This window comes from Pseudomonas sp. TCU-HL1, assembly GCF_001708505.1.
GTDB lineage: Bacteria > Pseudomonadota > Gammaproteobacteria > Pseudomonadales > Pseudomonadaceae > Metapseudomonas.
The window spans coordinates 2,177,070-2,193,092 of record NZ_CP015992.1 but is presented as its reverse complement, the minus strand read 5'-3'; the positions used below and the strand labels follow the sequence as shown (position 1 = coordinate 2,193,092).

Annotated in this window: 16 protein-coding genes; 3 read left to right on the top strand and 13 right to left on the bottom strand. The window is 63.6% G+C overall.

Annotated elements, in window-relative coordinates:
* Window positions 1-44: 44 nt before the first annotated feature.
* Both xcpS and gspE read right to left on the bottom strand, forming a co-directional pair.
* Entirely contained in the window at window positions 45-1,259 is a 1,215-nt protein-coding gene (gene xcpS, locus THL1_RS10150; protein WP_069083151.1) for a GspF family T2SS innner membrane protein variant XcpS, read from the bottom strand.
* Window positions 1,260-2,747 carry a type II secretion system ATPase GspE gene (gene gspE, locus THL1_RS10145; RefSeq protein ID WP_069083150.1) on the bottom strand — a complete coding sequence of 496 codons (1,488 nt, stop codon included), beginning with the start codon at window positions 2,745-2,747 and terminating at the stop codon, window positions 1,260-1,262.
* Between the two features lie 264 nt (window positions 2,748-3,011).
* Between gspE and THL1_RS10140 the strand changes: the two genes are divergently transcribed.
* Both THL1_RS10140 and gspD read left to right on the top strand, forming a co-directional pair.
* Entirely contained in the window at window positions 3,012-3,656 is a 645-nt protein-coding gene (locus THL1_RS10140; RefSeq protein ID WP_069083149.1) for a type II secretion system protein N, read from the top strand.
* Window positions 3,657-3,660: 4 nt separating this feature from the next.
* Window positions 3,661-5,628 carry a type II secretion system secretin GspD gene (gene gspD / locus THL1_RS10135; protein WP_069083148.1) on the top strand — a complete coding sequence of 656 codons (1,968 nt, stop codon included), beginning with the start codon at window positions 3,661-3,663 and terminating at the stop codon, window positions 5,626-5,628.
* A gap of 173 nt (window positions 5,629-5,801) precedes the next feature.
* Here the strand turns inward: gspD and THL1_RS10130 are convergent, their stop codons facing one another.
* From THL1_RS10130 to truA, 8 genes are all read right to left on the bottom strand, one after another.
* Window positions 5,802-7,013: an O-succinylhomoserine sulfhydrylase gene (locus THL1_RS10130; protein WP_069083147.1), complete on the bottom strand. Its 1,212-nt coding sequence runs from the start codon at window positions 7,011-7,013 to the stop codon at window positions 5,802-5,804.
* Window positions 7,014-7,090: 77 nt separating this feature from the next.
* Complete coding sequence (purF, locus tag THL1_RS10125; protein WP_069083146.1) at window positions 7,091-8,596, bottom strand: amidophosphoribosyltransferase; 1,506 nt, start codon at window positions 8,594-8,596, stop codon at window positions 7,091-7,093.
* Window positions 8,597-8,685: 89 nt separating this feature from the next.
* On the bottom strand, window positions 8,686-9,198 hold the full coding sequence (locus THL1_RS10120) for a CvpA family protein (RefSeq protein WP_069086468.1): 513 nt from the start codon (window positions 9,196-9,198) through the stop codon (window positions 8,686-8,688).
* 95 nt (window positions 9,199-9,293) lie between these two features.
* Window positions 9,294-9,968: an SPOR domain-containing protein gene (locus tag THL1_RS10115; RefSeq protein ID WP_069083145.1), complete on the bottom strand. Its 675-nt coding sequence runs from the start codon at window positions 9,966-9,968 to the stop codon at window positions 9,294-9,296.
* 5 nt (window positions 9,969-9,973) lie between these two features.
* Window positions 9,974-11,260: a bifunctional tetrahydrofolate synthase/dihydrofolate synthase gene (folC, locus tag THL1_RS10110; protein ID WP_069083144.1), complete on the bottom strand. Its 1,287-nt coding sequence runs from the start codon at window positions 11,258-11,260 to the stop codon at window positions 9,974-9,976.
* Complete coding sequence (gene accD / locus THL1_RS10105) at window positions 11,257-12,129, bottom strand: acetyl-CoA carboxylase, carboxyltransferase subunit beta (RefSeq protein ID WP_069083143.1); 873 nt, start codon at window positions 12,127-12,129, stop codon at window positions 11,257-11,259. Before accD ends, folC begins: the two co-directional genes overlap by 4 nt.
* A gap of 302 nt (window positions 12,130-12,431) precedes the next feature.
* The gene (locus THL1_RS10095) at window positions 12,432-13,049 is read right to left on the bottom strand and encodes a phosphoribosylanthranilate isomerase (protein WP_069083141.1); all 618 of its coding nucleotides are present in this window, start codon (window positions 13,047-13,049) and stop codon (window positions 12,432-12,434) included.
* Between the two features lie 56 nt (window positions 13,050-13,105).
* Window positions 13,106-13,963: a tRNA pseudouridine(38-40) synthase TruA gene (gene truA, locus THL1_RS10090; RefSeq protein WP_414703732.1), complete on the bottom strand. Its 858-nt coding sequence runs from the start codon at window positions 13,961-13,963 to the stop codon at window positions 13,106-13,108.
* 472 nt (window positions 13,964-14,435) lie between these two features.
* On the opposite strand from truA, the gene THL1_RS10085 reads away from it, so the two are divergent.
* A complete protein-coding gene (locus THL1_RS10085; RefSeq protein WP_069083140.1) occupies window positions 14,436-14,921 on the top strand; it encodes a cupin domain-containing protein in 486 nt (161 codons plus the stop codon).
* Window positions 14,922-15,041: 120 nt separating this feature from the next.
* Here THL1_RS10085 and THL1_RS10080 read toward each other — a convergent pair whose 3' ends face one another.
* Genes THL1_RS10080 through THL1_RS30600 form a run of 3 tightly spaced genes read right to left on the bottom strand, consistent with a single transcriptional unit; the run spans window position 15,042 to window position 16,001 of the window.
* Window positions 15,042-15,458: a hypothetical protein gene (locus THL1_RS10080; protein ID WP_069083139.1), complete on the bottom strand. Its 417-nt coding sequence runs from the start codon at window positions 15,456-15,458 to the stop codon at window positions 15,042-15,044.
* Complete coding sequence (locus THL1_RS28850; RefSeq protein ID WP_237234828.1) at window positions 15,458-15,748, bottom strand: cell wall hydrolase; 291 nt, start codon at window positions 15,746-15,748, stop codon at window positions 15,458-15,460. The genes THL1_RS10080 and THL1_RS28850 overlap by 1 nt, the downstream gene beginning before the upstream one ends.
* Window positions 15,729-16,001: a DUF2793 domain-containing protein gene (locus THL1_RS30600; protein ID WP_069083138.1), complete on the bottom strand. Its 273-nt coding sequence runs from the start codon at window positions 15,999-16,001 to the stop codon at window positions 15,729-15,731. Before THL1_RS30600 ends, THL1_RS28850 begins: the two co-directional genes overlap by 20 nt.
* Between the last annotated feature and the right edge of the window lie 22 nt (window positions 16,002-16,023).

Here is a 16,023-nt window from a genome sequence, read left to right as displayed (position 1 = left end):
CGATGAGCGTAAAGCCCGACTGACTGCGGCGCAGATTCACGCGATTACCCCACGAGTTGGTTGAGAGAAAGGATAGGCAGCAGGATGGCGAGGACGATCATCAACACCACCGCCCCCATGAGCACCAGCATGAACGGTTCGAAAAGTCCGACCAGCAAGGCGATCTGCGCAGCCAGGTCGTTCTCCTGGTTGCGTGCGGTGCGCGCGAGCATCTGATCCAGTTCACCGGAACGTTCGCCACTGGCGATCATGTGCAGCATCATCGGCGGGAACTGCCCGCTGCCCTCCAGGGCACGGGTCAGGCTGCCGCCTTCGCGGACCTTCTGCGCCGCCACCACCACATGCGCGCGGATCACCCGGTTGGCAATCACTTCCGCGCCAATGCCAAGGGCTTCCACCAGGGGTACGCCGCTCCGGGTGAGGATCGCCAGGGTGGAGGCGAAGCGCGCGGTATCGGTCGCGCGCACCAGCCCGCCCACCAGCGGAATGCGCAGGACCAAGCCGTGCCAACGCTGGCGGACGTTAGGATCGCGCAGCGCCCAGCGCCCACCGGCGAAAGCCGCAATCACCGCCAGCAGCATCAGCCAGCCCCAATGCTTGACCAGATCGCTCAGTGCAATCAGGCCACGGGTCAACAACGGCAAGGTCTGCCCGGAATCGATGAACACCTTGACCACGTCGGGCACCACGAAGCCCAGAAGAAAGGCAACGATCGACAGCGACGCACACATCAGGATCACCGGATACAGCAACGCCAGCTGGATCTTCTGCCGGGACTGCTGGCGTTGCTCGGTGTAGTCGGCCAACTGTTCCAGCACCGGCCCCAAATGGCCCGCATGTTCGCCTGCGGCCACAGTGGCACGGTAAAGCTCGGGGAAGGCCGAAGGGAATTCGCGTAGGCTGCTGGCCAGGCTGTGCCCTTCCAACACCCGCGCGCGCACCGCCAGCAGCATCGACTGGATGCGTGAGCTGCTGGACTGCGCAGCCGCCGCCCGCAGCGCTTCCTCGATGGGCAGGGCCGCCTGGACCAGCGTCGCGAGCTGCCGCGTCACCAGGGCCAGATCGCGCGCAGACAGGCCTCGCGACAGGCTGAAGCGGCCGCGCTCGGCCTGCTCGCGAACACGGGTGGCGCGCACTTCCAGCGGTGCCAGCTGACGCTCGCGGAGCAACTGACGCACCTGACGGGCACTGTCCGCCTCGAGCACGCCCTTCTGCTGGCGGCCCTTGGCGTCGAGGGCGAGGTATTCGAATGCGGCCATTTATTCTTCCTGGGTGACCCGCAGCACTTCTTCCACCGTGGTGACGCCCTGCAGCACCTTGCTCCGGCCGTCCTCACGAATGCTCGGACTGGACAGTCGGGCGTGACGGATCATTTCCTGCTCCGACGCAACGCTGTGGATCAGGCTGCGCATGTGGTCATCGAACACCACCAGTTCGTAGATCCCGGTACGTCCGCGGTATCCCTGCTGGTGGCACTCCGTGCAGCCGCGCGCGCGATGCAGGGTGGGTGCATTGTCCGGTTCCACGCCGAGCAACTGACATTCGGCGGCGTCGGCCTGGTAGGCCTCCTTGCAGTGCGAGCAGAGCACACGCACCAGGCGCTGGGCCAGTACGCCCAGCAACGACGAGGACAGCAGGAAAGGCTCGACGCCCATGTCCACCAGACGGGTGATGGCGCCGATGGCGCTGTTGGTGTGCAGGGTCGATAGCACCAGGTGGCCCGTCAGAGAGGCCTGCACGGCAATCTCGGCGGTTTCCTGGTCGCGAATCTCCCCCACCATCACCACGTCCGGGTCCTGCCGGAGGATCGCCCGCAGGCCGCGGGCGAAGGTCATGTCCACCTTGGCGTTGACCTGGGTCTGGCCGATGCCCTCGATGTGATATTCGATCGGGTCTTCTACGGTGAGGATGTTGCGGGTGCGGTCATTGAGGGTAACCAGGCTGGCGTACAGGGTGGTGGTCTTGCCCGAGCCGGTGGGGCCGGTGACCAGCAGGATGCCGTGGGGGCGACGCACGGTAGCTTCCAGCAGGTGCCGGTCACGCTCACTCATGCCCAGGTGCTGCAGCGTCAGGCGCCCCGCCTGCTTGTCCAGCAGGCGCAGTACCACTCGCTCGCCATTGGCCGAGGGCAGCGTGGAAACACGGATGTCCACCTCACGCCCGGCGACTCGCAGGGAAATGCGGCCGTCCTGGGGAATGCGCTTCTCCGCGATATCCAGCCTGGCCATGACCTTGATCCGCGACACCAGCAAAGCTGCCAGCTCACGCTTGGGCTCCAGCACTTCGCGCAGGATGCCGTCGACGCGGAAGCGCACGACCAGGCGCTTCTCGAAGGTTTCCAGGTGGATGTCCGAGGCGTTTTCCTTGATGGCCTCACCAAGGATGGCGTTGATCAGGCGGATGATCGGCGCGTCGTCTTCCTGCTCCAGCAGGTCTTCGGTTTCCGGAATCTGTTCGGCCAGCGAGGCGAGGTCCAGGCTGCCCCCCAGGTCCTCGGCCAGTTGCATGGCGGCGGAGGAGTCATGCTGGTAGGCCTGGGCCAGAGCCTGCTCGAACGCCTCGCCACTGAGTGGCCTCAGCGGCAGGCTGCGCCCGGCAAAACGCCGCGCCTCGGCCAGGGCCACCAGCTCGACGCCGGGCCGATGGGCCAGGCAAGGCTCCGCGCCATCGAGCAGCAGAACGCCATGCCGCTTGGCGAATCCGAACGGGAGCCGTCGCAGGGGTGCTTCAACGAGTGGAGGGTTCATCCGTGCGCGCCTGTTCCAGGTGGGATCAAAAGGAAGTATTGCAGCGCAATCCGACAATTGTGCAGAGTCGCTGCAAGGTTCTTATGGGCCGTGTTAACAAAACCACCTAAAGCCGTAAAAATTCACAGATATCTTTAGCACAGGGTCTGCATCACAACATCATCCAGACAGCCGAACATGGCATTCAAAGGCGCTGCTATGATCAAAGCAGTTCTGCCAAACATAAGATCAGAAGAACGACACAGCATTAGGAGTGGGACCCACGTGCGAGCCCCGGATTCCGCGCATTGGCTGCAGCGCCAGGCGCCGGCACTTGTCAGCGCCTTGCTGGTGCTGGCCATGGCCGCCAGCTTCGTCTGGCAGACCCGCGACTGGCTGCATCTCATCGACGCCCCTGCCGATGTGCCGGAACAAGGCGGAACGCCGCAGGCCAACACGCAGCCCCTGCAAAACCTCGAACCGCTGTTTGGCCCCGCCCCGGTGGCCCAACCCAGCGGGCCGCCTCCCAGCACCAACCTGCGCCTGACCCTGCTCGGCAGCTTCGTTCACGCCGGCCCGGACAAGTCCATTGCCATCATCCAGTACGAAGGCGGCAAACCTCGCCGCTTCACCGCGGGCGATGAGATCACCAACGGGGTGAAGGTGCACGCGGTGTACCGCAACCGGGTCGAGATCGAACGTAATGGACGCCTGGAAAGTCTCAGCTTCCCGGAACCCCGCTCACGCTTCACCCCCGTCGGCGGCGCCTCGGAAGATTCGTCCGCGGCAGTCATCGACGAGCTCAACGGCCTGCAGGAAGACAACGCCGCGGAGCTGCGCGAGCGCATGGAAAAACTGCGCCAACAAATGGAAGACCCGGACAGCGCACCTGCCGATGCTTCCGCCGAACAGCCCCAGGAAAGCGAATGACACGATGCCCCAGACCTTCTCGCGCCTCACGCTCGCCCTGATCGCCGCCGGTATGCTGGCCGCGCCCCTGCCGCTGATTGCCGCCCAGGCGGCTGCCACTGCACCCGCCGGGGCGCAGCAACAGAAGCAGCAGGATGGCTGGACCATCAATCTGAAGGACGCCGACATCCGCGAGTTCATCGACCAGATCGCCGATATCACCGGAGAGACCTTCATCGTCGATCCGCGCGTGAAGGGCCAGGTCAGCGTCGTATCGAAAGCGCCGCTCGGGCTCAACGAGGTCTACCAGCTGTTCCTCTCGGTGATGGCCACCCACGGCTTCACCGTGGTCACCCAGGGCGACCAGGCGCGCATCATTCCCAATGCCGAAGCCAAGGCCGAAGCAGGCAGCAGCCGTGCCGGGGCGGAACGCCTGGAAACTCGAGTGATCCAGGTGCAACACACGCCGGTGACGGAGCTCATCCCACTGATTCGACCGCTGGTCCCCCAATACGGCCATCTGGCCGCGGTGACCTCGGCCAACGCCCTGATCATCAGCGACCGTGCCGCCAACATCGCGCGAATCGAAGACCTGATGCGCCAGCTCGACCAGAAGGGTGACCGCGACTACACCGTGCTCAACCTGCGCCATGCCTGGGTCCTGGACGCTGCCGAGGTACTCAATGCCTCGCTCAACCGTGGCCAGTCCAAGGGAACTTCGGGCACCCAGGTCATCGCCGACGCACGCACCAACCGCCTGATCATCCTCGGCCCACCGTCCGCGCGGGCCAAGCTGGCGGCCCTGGCACAATCCCTCGACACACCGACCTCGCGCTCGGCAAATACCCGCGTGATTCGCCTGCGCCATAACGACGCCAAGGCGCTCGCCGAAACCCTCGGCGAAATATCCGAAGGCCTGAAAAACGAGGAAGGTGGCGGCGAAGCGGGCGGCAGCGCGGGCGCCGGCAAGCCGCAGAATATTCTGATTCGCGCCGACGAAAGCCTGAACGCACTGGTGATGCTGGCCGAGCCGGATGTCGTAACGGCCATGGAAGATATCGTTCGCCAACTCGATGTGCCACGCGCGCAGGTGATGGTGGAAGCCGCCATTGTGGAAATCTCCGGCGACATCACCGACGCCCTCGGCGTGCAGTGGGCAGTGGATGCTCGTGGCGGCACCGGTGGCCTGGGTGGCGTGAACTTCGGCAATACCGGACTCTCCGTCGGCACCGTGCTCAACGCCATCCGTGACGACGAGATCCCCGACACCCTTCCGGACGGCGCCATCATCGGTATCGGTACCGACCACTTCGCCGCGCTGATCACCGCACTCTCGGCCAACAGCAAGAGCAACCTGCTGTCCACGCCCAGTCTGTTGACCCTGGACAACCAGAAAGCGGAAATCCTCGTGGGCCAGAACGTGCCCTTCCAGACCGGCACTTTCACCACGGATGCCTCAGGCGCCAACAACCCCTTCACCACCATCGAACGCCAGGACATCGGCGTGACGCTGAAGGTGACACCGCACATCAACGAGGGCGCCACCCTGCGCCTGGAGATCGAGCAGGAAATCTCCTCCATCGCGCCGTCCGCGACCCTTACGGCACAGGCAGTGGACCTGATCACCAACAAGCGCTCGATCAAGAGCACCATTCTCGCCGAAGACGGACAGGTGATAGTCCTGGGCGGCCTGATCCAGGACGACATCACCCAGACCGACTCCAAGGTGCCGCTGCTGGGCGACATCCCCATCCTCGGCCGGTTGTTCCGCTCCACCAAGGACACCCATGTAAAGCGCAACCTGATGGTGTTCCTACGTCCGACCGTGGTGCGCGACCGCGCAGGAATCGCGGCACTGTCCGGGAAGAAATACAACGATATCCGCATCGTCGGCGAACACGACAAGGAGGGTCGCCCGGCCATCCTGCCCCGCCAGCCGGTGGAATTGTTCGATGGTCAGCAGGCACCTGCGGTCGACCTGCGCAAACCCTGATTCACCTGGTGCGCTGACAGCCCCTTCCGCTCGAAGGGGGCTGGGGAGAGGACATCAGACGCAAAAAGGGCGGCTCACCCTTGGGTGCAGCCGCCCTTCCCTTTTCGACCGATGCTCAGTCGGGATGGCTCATCTTGCGCGTCATGCCGCCATCGACGTTGTTCGGCCTTCGATCACAGCACCGCGAGCCCGCGCTCCAAATCGGCCTTGAGATCAGCGACGTCTTCCAGGCCAATAGCCAGGCGGACCAGGCTATCGCGGATGCCGGCATTGGCACGTTCCTGGGGCGACAAGCGACCGTGGGAGGTGGTGGCAGGATGCGCAATGGTGGTCTTGGTATCACCCAGGTTGGTGGTGATGGAGATCATCCGCGTAGCATCGATGAAGCGCCACGCCGCCTCCTTGCCGCCCTTGACCTCGAAGCTGACCACCGCGCCGAACCCCTTCTGCTGACGCTTGGCCAGTTCGTGCTGCGGATGGCTTTCCAGACCGGCGTAGTAAACACGCTCGACACCGGGTTGCTGCTCCAGCCACTGGGCAATCTCCAGGGCACTGGCGCAATGGGCCTGCATACGCACGCGCAGGGTTTCCAGGCCCTTCATCATGACCCAGGCGTTGAAGGGGCTGAGGGTCGGGCCCGCGGTACGCAGGAAGCCGACGACTTCCTTCATGTGCTCGGCACGGCCGGCGACTACGCCGCCCATGGTGCGGCCCTGGCCATCGATGTACTTGGTGGCGGAGTGCATGACGATATCGGCACCCAGCTTCAACGGCTGTTGCAGTGCCGGAGTGCAGAAGCAGTTGTCTACCACCAGCAGAGCGCCCGTGGCGTGGGCGATCTCGGCGAGGGCGGGAATGTCCACCAGCTCGGCCAGGGGGTTGGACGGCGACTCGACGAACAGCAGTTTGGTGTTCGGCTTGATTGCCGCTTTCCAGCCGTTCAGATCGGACAGCGCAGGGTAGTCGACTTCGATTCCGAATCGTTTGAGGTACTTCTCGAACAGGCTGATGGTGGAGCCGAAGACGCTACGCGACACCAGTACGTGGTCGCCGCTGCTGCACAGGCTCATGGCGATGGCCAGGATCGCCGACATCCCGGAAGCGGTGGCCACGGCCTGCTCGGCGCCTTCGAGGGCGGCGATGCGCTCTTCGAAAGTGCGCACGGTCGGATTGGTGTAACGCGAATAGACATTGCCCGGGACTTCGCCGGCAAAGCGCGCGGCGGCGTCGGCAGCCGTGCGGAACACGTAGCTGGAGGTCAGGAACATGGCCTCGCCATGCTCACCTTCCGGCGAACGGCGCTGGCCGGCACGCACGGCCAGGGTGTCGAAGGACGCGCCTTCCAGGTCACTGTCCAGCCTTCCGGCTTCCCATTCCTGCGTCATATCCCTACCTCTTCAGAAACGAAGCCCGGATGGAGTCCGGGCTACGGACTTTCAATGTGCCGCCAGATGCTCGCGACTCAGTTGTTGTACAGATCGATGATCGCGCTCACCGCGTGGGCCTTGGCCTTGGAGGCATCGTTACGCGCTTGCTCGATCTTGTTCAGGTACTGCTCGTCGACATCCCCGGTGATGTACTGGCCGTCGAACACCGCGCAGTCGAAGTGATCGATCTTCACCTTTCCACCACCGACGGCATCGATCAGGTCTGGCAGGTCCTGGTAAACCAGCCAGTCGGCGCCGATCAGCTCGGCGACTTCTTCGGTGGAACGGTTGTGGGCGATCAGCTCGTGGGCGCTGGGCATGTCGATGCCGTATACGTTCGGGTAACGCACCGCCGGAGCGGCCGAGCAGAAGTAGACATTCTTGGCACCAGCCTCACGGGCCATCTGGATGATCTGCTTGCAGGTGGTGCCGCGAACGATGGAGTCGTCCACCAGCATCACGTTCTTGCCGCGGAATTCCAGTTCGATGGCATTGAGCTTCTGGCGCACCGACTTCTTGCGCGCGGCCTGGCCCGGCATGATGAAGGTCCGGCCGATGTAGCGGTTCTTCACGAAGCCTTCGCGGAACTTCACACCGAGGTGGTTGGCCAGTTCCAGGGCAGCGGTACGGCTGGTATCCGGAATCGGGATCACGACGTCGATGTCGTGGTCGGGACGCTCGCGCTGGATCTTCTCGGCCAGCTTCTCGCCCATGCGCAGACGCGCCTTGTAGACGGAGATGCCGTCCATGATGGAGTCCGGGCGCGCCAGGTAGACGTGCTCGAAGATGCAGGGAGAGTACTGCGGATCAGCCGCGCACTGGCGGGTGAACAGCTTGCCTTCTTCGGTGATGTACACCGCTTCGCCCGGAGCCAGGTCACGGATCAGGGTAAAGCCCAGCACGTCCAGGGCGACGCTCTCGGAAGCGATCATGTATTCGACACCTTCGTCGGTATGACGCTGGCCGAAGACGATCGGACGGATTGCATGGGGATCACGGAAACCGACGATGCCATAACCGGTGATCATCGCCACCACGGCGTAGCCACCCTTGCAGCGCGCATGCACGCCGGAAACAGCAGCGAACACGTCTTCCTCGGTCGGCTGCAGCTTGCCGCGATGAGCCAGCTCATGGGCGAACACGTTGAGCAGCACTTCCGAGTCGGAATTGGTGTTCACGTGGCGCAGGTCGGACTCGTAGATTTCCTTGGCCAGTTGCTCGACGTTGGTCAGGTTGCCGTTGTGCGCCAGGGTAATGCCGTAGGGCGAGTTGACGTAGAACGGCTGCGCCTCGGCGGAACTGGAAGAACCAGCGGTGGGATAGCGTACGTGGCCAATGCCCATGCTGCCGACCAGGCGCTGCATGTGGCGCTGCTGGAAGACATCACGGACAAGGCCGTTGTCCTTGCGCAGGAAGAGCCGGCCATCGTGGCTGGTCACAATACCGGCAGCGTCCTGGCCGCGATGCTGAAGGACGGTAAGCGCGTCATACAGCGCCTGATTGACGTTCGACTTACCGACGATACCGACGATGCCACACATGTGACGCAACCCCTGCTAGTAGTTCAGGCTAATCAAGTACCCCCCCACGCCGTTTGGGCATGGATGGGCATGCTTCCAGGTGCGAGGCATCAGCCGGGTGGGCTGATGCCACTCGCAAGCCACTGACTGGTGAAGCCCAGAATGAGGTTCTTCGACCAGTCGGCGACCATGAGAAAATGCGGTAACAGCGTGGATTGCTGCCACCAGGGATCCTGTTGCACCGGCGCCAGGCTGAGCAGGCCGACCAGCAACACGACCAGCAGCGCGCCACGGGCGGCGCCGAAGGCCATGCCCAGCACGCGGTCGGTGCCGTCCATACCGGTGACCCTGACCAGCTCGCCGATCAGGAAATTGATCAAGGCGCCCACCAGCAAGGTGGCGACGAAGAGAATGGCGCACGCAGCAATGATGCGCGCCGAAGGCATTTCGATGAATTCCGTGAGGTGCAGCGACAGGGCGCCGCCAAACGTCCAGGCTACGACGCCTGCAACTATCCACGTGAGCAGCGAGAGAGCTTCCTTGACGAAGCCCCGACTCAAACTGACCAGACTGGAAATGGCGATGATGGCGATGATCGTCCAATCGACCCAGGTGAATGCCACAGTGCAGCCCACAAACTGAAAAGGCGCTGCATTTTAGCAGAGCCCTTCAGCTCCGGTAACCCGCGGATCAGAATGGGCTTAATTATCCTGTCCTATCAGCTCTTTTCAGGCTGGAAACGGACGATGAAGCCATTCAGCTTCTGCTGGCGGGCCAACTGGTCGCGCAGGCGATTGGCTTCGGCCCGCTCGATCACCGGCCCGACGAAGACCCTGTTCATGCCTTCGACACTGCGGATATAGGCGTTATAGCCCTGGGTGCGCAGGTTTTTCTGCAGGTTCTCGGCACTGGAACGGCTGGACAGGCTCGCGAGCTGGATCGACCAACTGACCGGCAGGCCGTTAAGGTCCAGGCGCTTCTCCTCGGCTTTCACCTCCGCCACAGAGGCGGCCGGAGCCGGCGCGGGCGCCTTGGCCTGAGCCGGGGGCTGCGGTTGCACCGGGGCAGGCAGCGGTACAGCTGGAGCAGCGGGCTGAGCGGGCGCCTCGGGGGCAGTTTCCTGGGACGGCGGAGCATTGGACGCCAGCGCCTCAGTGGAAGGTTCCAGCGGCGGAACCGGCTCCTGGGGCAGCGCCTGGGGTTCAGGCACCTGAACCTGTTCCAGTTCGACCGGCGGCATGTCCGGCGCCTTCGGCATCGGCGGCGCTTCAACCACCACCTGGCGCAGCTCATCCTCGCGACTGAACAGCATGGGCAGGAAAATCACCGCCAGCGCCACCAGCACCAGCGCGCCGACAATGCGTTGCTTGAGTCCCTTGTCCAATACAGCCATTTCCCCTACTCCCCAGTTGCGCGACTTTCCAACCAGCTCAGCGCCTCGGCCACGCTATAGAACGATCCGAACACCAGGATCTCGTCGCCCGGTGTCGCCAGCTCACACTGCGCATCAAGCGCGGCGGCGATATTTTCGTGGACACTGACGGTTGCGTGAAGGTTCGTCAATGCCGCCTGCAACTCGGCGGCGGGACGACTGCGCGGAGTGGGTAAAGGTGCCACTGCCCAGTGAGCGAGCTGCCCCTGCAGCGGACCGAGGACACCGGGAAGATCCTTGTCGGAAAGCAGACCGAAAACCGCCAAGCGACGGCCAGCAACGGGACGTGAAGCCAAGCGCGCGGCGAGGTACTCGGCCGCGTGGGGATTGTGGCCAACATCCAGCAACAGGGAAACGGGCTTGCCGCGCCAGGTGAGCGTGCGGCGATCAAGACGCCCGGTGACCCGGGTGCCCAGCAGGGCGGCTTGCAGGGTGTCGGGCTGCCAGGGCATGCCCATCAAAGCGTAGGCCTGCAGGGCCAGCGCAGCATTCTCCATGGGCAGATCAAGCAACGGCAGGTCGTGCAATTCCAGTACCTGGCCGGACGCGCAGATACCGCGCCAGTGCCAGTGATCCTCACCTACCGCCAGGTCGAAATCCCGTCCACGCAGGAACAAGGGGGCGGACAGCGCATCCGCCTGATCCAGCAAAGGTTGCGGAGGGTCCAGATCACCGCAGAGTGCCGGCTTGCCTGCGCGGAATATACCGGCCTTCTCGAATGCCACGCTTTCCCGCGTATCACCCAGCCAGTCGGCATGATCCAGGCCGATGCTGGTGACCAGCGCGACATCCGCATCCACCAGATTGACGGCATCCAGCCGACCGCCCAGTCCGACTTCCAGCACCACGGCGTCGAGGTTTGCCTGCTGGAACAACCAGAACGCCGCCAGGGTGCCCATCTCGAAGTAGGTCAGGGAAATCTCGCCACGCGCAGCCTCGACGGCAGCGAACGCATCGCAAAGCGCCCGGTCGCTGGCCTCCTGGCCATTCACCTGGACACGCTCGTTGTAACGCAGCAGGTGCGGAGAGCTGTATACGCCGACCTTGAGCCCCTGAGCGCGCAGCAATGCCGCCAGGAAGGCACAGGTGGAACCCTTGCCGTTGGTGCCGGTGACCGTGATCACCTTGGCCGCCGGTCGGCCCAGGCCGAGCCGGACGGCCACTTCGCGACTGCGCTCCAGCCCCATGTCGATCGCGCTGGGGTGAAGCTGCTCCAGGTAGGAAAGCCAGTCGGCAAGGGTTCTCTGGGTCATGCGATAGCCGGGGTAGGAAGACGCATCATCTGCGCCAGCAGCCGGCCAAGGCGCTCACGCAGTTCCGCGCGGGGAATGATCATGTCGATGGCGCCGTGCTCCAGCAGGAACTCGCTGCGCTGGAAGCCTTCCGGCAGTTTCTCGCGCACGGTCTGCTCAATTACGCGCGGGCCGGCAAAACCGATCAAGGCACGCGGTTCGCCGACGATCACGTCACCGAGCATCGCCAGACTGGCGGAAACACCGCCGTAGACCGGGTCGGTCAACACAGAAATGAACGGAATACCTTCTTCGCGCAAACGAGCCAGGGCTGCGGAGGTCTTGGCCATCTGCATCAGGGAGATCAGGGCCTCCTGCATCCGCGCACCGCCGGAAGCGGAGAAACACACCAACGGGCAACGCTGCTCAAGTGCGACATTGGCAGCACGCACAAAGCGCTCGCCCACGATGGCACCCATGGAGCCGCCCATGAAGGAGAACTCGAAGGCGCAGGCCACAACCGGCATCTTGTGCAGGGTGCCACGCATGGCGATCAGGGCATCTTTCTCGCCGGTATCTTTCTGCGCGGCGGTCAGACGGTCCTTGTACTTCTTGCTGTCGCGGAACTTCAGGCGATCAACCGGCTCCAGGTCGGCACCGATTTCCTCGCGGCCTTCGGGGTCCAGGAAAATGCCCAGACGGGTCCGCGCGTTGATGCGCATGTGGTGGTTGCACTTCGGGCAGACGTCCAGCGTCTTTTCCAGCTCAGGCTTGTACAGCACCGCCTCGCAGGACGGGCACTTGTGCCAGAGGCCTTCCGGCACCGAGCTTTTCTTCACCTCGGAACGCATGATCGAAGGGATCAGCTTGTCTACCAGCCAGTTGCTCATGCTCTAGTTCTCCACAGCTTTCAGGCCCGAACACGCGCTAGCGGTTCACAGCCCCGCGCATGCCCTTGAGCGAATTCATGGTTGCGACCCCGGCAGTCATGGTGTGCCCGGGAATCACCCTGGCGATGGCCCTGCCACCGCACGTGTAAACAACAGGCCCGATCGTCGCGGCTTTGCCACACGACCCGACAGGCTTCGCCTGCCCGGGCAACTGGGTTATGGACGGCAGCGAAACGCCGTCCGTCACATATGCAGGAGACGCGCCAGCGATCGAGCCGGCAAAAGCATCGACGATGCACATGTCAGGAACGTGCCCGCTGGATGAACGCCTGAATTTTTGCGGCGTCCTTGATGCCCTTGCTGGCTTCGACGCCGCCGCTCACGTCTACAGCGTATGGACGCACCTGGCGCACCGCATCGGCAACGTTTTCGGGCGTCAGGCCACCAGCCAGGACCACAGGCTTTGCTGCATCCTGGGGCACCAGGGTCCAGTCGAAGGCTTCGCCGGTGCCTCCGGGCGTACCCGGCACGTAGGTATCCAGCAGTACGCCGGAAGCGTCGGGATATCGGGCAATGGCGGCGGCAACATCATCGCCTGGCTTGACCCTCAGCGCCTTGATGTAGGGCCGGCCATAGCCGCTGCAATCCCCCGGAGTCTCATCGCCATGGAACTGCAACAGGTCCAGCGGCACCTCCGCCAGCACCTGTTGCAATTCGGCACGGGGCATATCGACGAACAGGCCCACACTGGTCACGAAAGGCGGCAACGCAGCGACGATAGCCTTGGCCTGAGGCGCCGTCACGGCGCGCGGACTCTTGGCATAGAACACCAGACCTATGGCATCGGCCCCTGCCGCCACGGCGGCCAGGGCGTCCTCGACTCGGGTAATGCCGCAGATTTTGATGCGAACGGCTGGCAAGATGCAGGCACCTGTAGGTTAAAGACCAGGGATGTTAGCAAAGGCCCGACGCAGCGTCAGCCCGCCGAATCCGGCAAGCCGGAAAGAAAGTGCGGCCCCAGGTAGCGCTGGGGAAGCTCGAACTCTTCCGGGTATTCGACACGCACCAGATAGAGCCCATAAGGATGGGCCGTCACGCCGCCCTCCCGCCGGATCCGTCCCTCCAGCACCTGCCTGGCCCACTCCACCGGCTGTTCACCGGCACCAATGGTCATCAGCACCCCGGCGATATTGCGCACCATGTGGTGAAGGAACGCATTGGCACGGATATCGAGCACGATCAGGCGACCGTGCTCGATCAGCTCAAGGTGATGCACCGTCTTGATCGGTGACTTCGCCTGGCACTGCCTCGCGCGGAATGCACTGAAATCATGGGTGCCCGCCAAGCAGCGAGCCGCCTCGCGCATGCGCTGCACGTCCAATGGACGATGGTTCCAGGTCACTTCCTCGGCCAGGTGCGCTGGACGGATCTGGTCGTTGTAGATCACGTAGCGGTAACGCCGCGCCATGGCGCTGAAGCGGGCATCGAAATTGCGCGGCATCTCCTTGGCCCAGGTGACGCTGATGTCCGGCGGCAGGTTCGCGTTCGCCCCCATGACCCAGGCGAGCTCGGACCTCGTGACGGGCGTATCGAAATGCACGACCTGCCCACTGGCGTGAACCATGGCATCGGTACGCCCCGCGCAGGAAAGCACCACCGGGGCACCACCCGCCACGCGGATGAGGGCCTTTTCCAACGCACCCTGGACGGAGGGGACCCCATCGATCTGGCGCTGGAAGCCACGATAACGGGAACCTTTGTATTCGACGCCGAGGGCGATTCTGTAAATGGCAGCGGCAGCCGAGGTGGCTGCAGGAGAGTCTTTATTAATCAATGGCTTACAGCCTTTTTGTTTCCGCAACGGCGCAGATTATACCGGGCTGCAGCCCTACTGCCACGCTGGGCGCCGTTTTAGTTGTGGAAACGATTTTGGGGGGCATTTCTGCCATTCGCGACAACCCTTCCTTTATATGAGAAGGGAGTCACAGAACCAATCGCGGCCAGCCTGAAAGCGGCCCGGAGGGTATCCTTTCCGGTGTCCAGGCCAGGGATACCGTAGAAAAATCGCTGAAAATCCTTTCAGATCAAGGCCTTGCCCATGAAAAAGCGCCCCGCAACGGGGCGCTTTGCAAGGTTCACCGCCTCAATCAAATCAAACACTTAGAGCCTGCAGACGGGCGGGACAGTTGCAGATAGCGTGGGAAAGGCCGTATGCGGGAAGGGCTGTCAGCCCCGCATTTGGGGGGCAGTGCTAGCCTTTACTGTGTTCGGGCACACCGAACAGGCTACTGGCGAAGGAGAACGACATGCACAAGTTAAAAGCTATGGCGGCCACAACGGTTGTCGCCCTTGCCGCCCTCGGCGCCGCTGGCGCCTGGGCCGCAGAGCCCAAGGCGACAGGCCAGATCTCGATTGTTCCGTCCGAACTCAAATGGGTCGATGCCCCCGCCATCGGCCCCGGCGCCCAACTCACGGTGCTGGAAGGCGATCTGAAGCAAGCAACACCCTTTACTTTCCGGATCAAGCTGCCACCCAAATTTAAGATCGCCCCCCATACCCATCCCGTATTTGAGCGAGTCACCGTGTTGGCCGGCACGTTCCACCTGGGCATTGGCGAAAAGTTCGACGCGGCCAAGGCCCGTGCCTATCCCGCTGGCGGCGTCACCATGATGCCTCCGGGCATGCCCATGTTCGCCTTCACCGGCGACGAGGAAGTGGTCCTCCAAATCCATGGCACCGGCCCCTGGGGGATCGCTTACCTCCACCCTGCGGACGATCCGCGGAAAAAATAGCTTCGGCGCACTCGAGAGGGGCAGCCGCGAAGTGAGGGCTAGGCCGGGACGGATAGCAGCCAGTTCTGCTGGCGATGCTTTTAATCGCCAGCAGAACTGGCTCCTACAAATAACAGGCTCTTAGGGATGGGTTATGGGGAGGATTTCACCCTCTTCCAGTAGCGCGTCGCAGGCCTTCCCAGCTGCTCGACTTCGATCAAGCGCTGCCGCCAGCTCTCCTGCTCGGCGGTCAGCGCTTTCGAACAGCTCGACGAGCAGATCGAAGGCAGCGGCATCAGCCCGCGCCTCTTCCAGCTTCCCTTTCACATCCCTCTCCACCTCGTCGGCCGCCTTCTGGTGGCGTTGCTCTTCGGTTCTGACCTGGGTTTCGGCGCACCGGTCACGCTCCGACACCTCGAGCCGGTAATCGGACAGTTCGGACTTGGCGCCAGCAGCGTTGGCCTGAGACCACCACACCCCCGCCTGTTGCCCACCCTCCACCACAGCCAACGCCAGCAGCCACCAGAACCAGGTCGGCGCCAGTTTCAGGGCGCCCATCACGGCACGTCCTTGAAGAAGATGTGCCGGCCGATCTTGCAGATCCGCGTGACCTTGGCTGTCCACTTCGGCGCCTTCGGCATGGAGATGGCGTAGTAGTGCGTGGCGCGGCCAGTCGGGTCAGGCTGGCGCCCTTCGATCACGGTGACCACCGCCTCCCGCGCCAGCGTGTACTGGGCGCTTGGAATCGGACGCGCGCCGGAGAGGTCGGCGTAGTTCGGGTCGTTCCTGCTCCAGCAGCTGAACTGCCCGGGCGCACGGCAGACACCTTCACACCCCTCCCCTCCCAGACGGAGCCGACCAGGCGCTGCCGGTGTACTTGTAGAAAATATCTTCGTCGCTGACGTGGAAGAAGAAACCTTCCTGCGGCGTGACGAAGGTCCACACGCCGACGCTCGCCAGCCAGCCAGCCAGCCAGAAGGCAATCTTTCCCGCCTGCCCCGCCCACGCCCCAGCGGGCGAAGCGGCGGCGATGCAGGCTGCGCCGTCCTCCGGGCTGCCCGGCGGCGTGGCCAGATCCTTGTCCAGCACGGCACTGGTCAAGGCGCACCAATGCTTCGTTGAC

What these genes read in the sequence shown, in the direction of transcription:
- xcpS (WP_069083151.1), bottom strand. Translation starts at nt 1,259, where the DNA reads ATGGCCGCATTCGAATACCTCGCCCTCGACGCCAAGGGCCGCCAGCAG.
- gspE (WP_069083150.1), bottom strand. Translation starts at nt 2,747, where the DNA reads ATGAACCCTCCACTCGTTGAAGCACCCCTGCGACGGCTCCCGTTCGGA.
- gspD (WP_069083148.1), top strand. Translation starts at nt 3,661, where the DNA reads ATGCCCCAGACCTTCTCGCGCCTCACGCTCGCCCTGATCGCCGCCGGT.
- THL1_RS10130 (WP_069083147.1), bottom strand. Translation starts at nt 7,013, where the DNA reads ATGACGCAGGAATGGGAAGCCGGAAGGCTGGACAGTGACCTGGAAGGC.
- purF (WP_069083146.1), bottom strand. Translation starts at nt 8,596, where the DNA reads ATGTGTGGCATCGTCGGTATCGTCGGTAAGTCGAACGTCAATCAGGCG.
- THL1_RS10115 (WP_069083145.1), bottom strand. Translation starts at nt 9,968, where the DNA reads ATGGCTGTATTGGACAAGGGACTCAAGCAACGCATTGTCGGCGCGCTG.
- folC (WP_069083144.1), bottom strand. Translation starts at nt 11,260, where the DNA reads ATGACCCAGAGAACCCTTGCCGACTGGCTTTCCTACCTGGAGCAGCTT.
- accD (WP_069083143.1), bottom strand. Translation starts at nt 12,129, where the DNA reads ATGAGCAACTGGCTGGTAGACAAGCTGATCCCTTCGATCATGCGTTCC.
- THL1_RS10085 (WP_069083140.1), top strand. Translation starts at nt 14,436, where the DNA reads ATGCACAAGTTAAAAGCTATGGCGGCCACAACGGTTGTCGCCCTTGCC.
- THL1_RS10080 (WP_069083139.1), bottom strand. Translation starts at nt 15,458, where the DNA reads ATGGGCGCCCTGAAACTGGCGCCGACCTGGTTCTGGTGGCTGCTGGCG.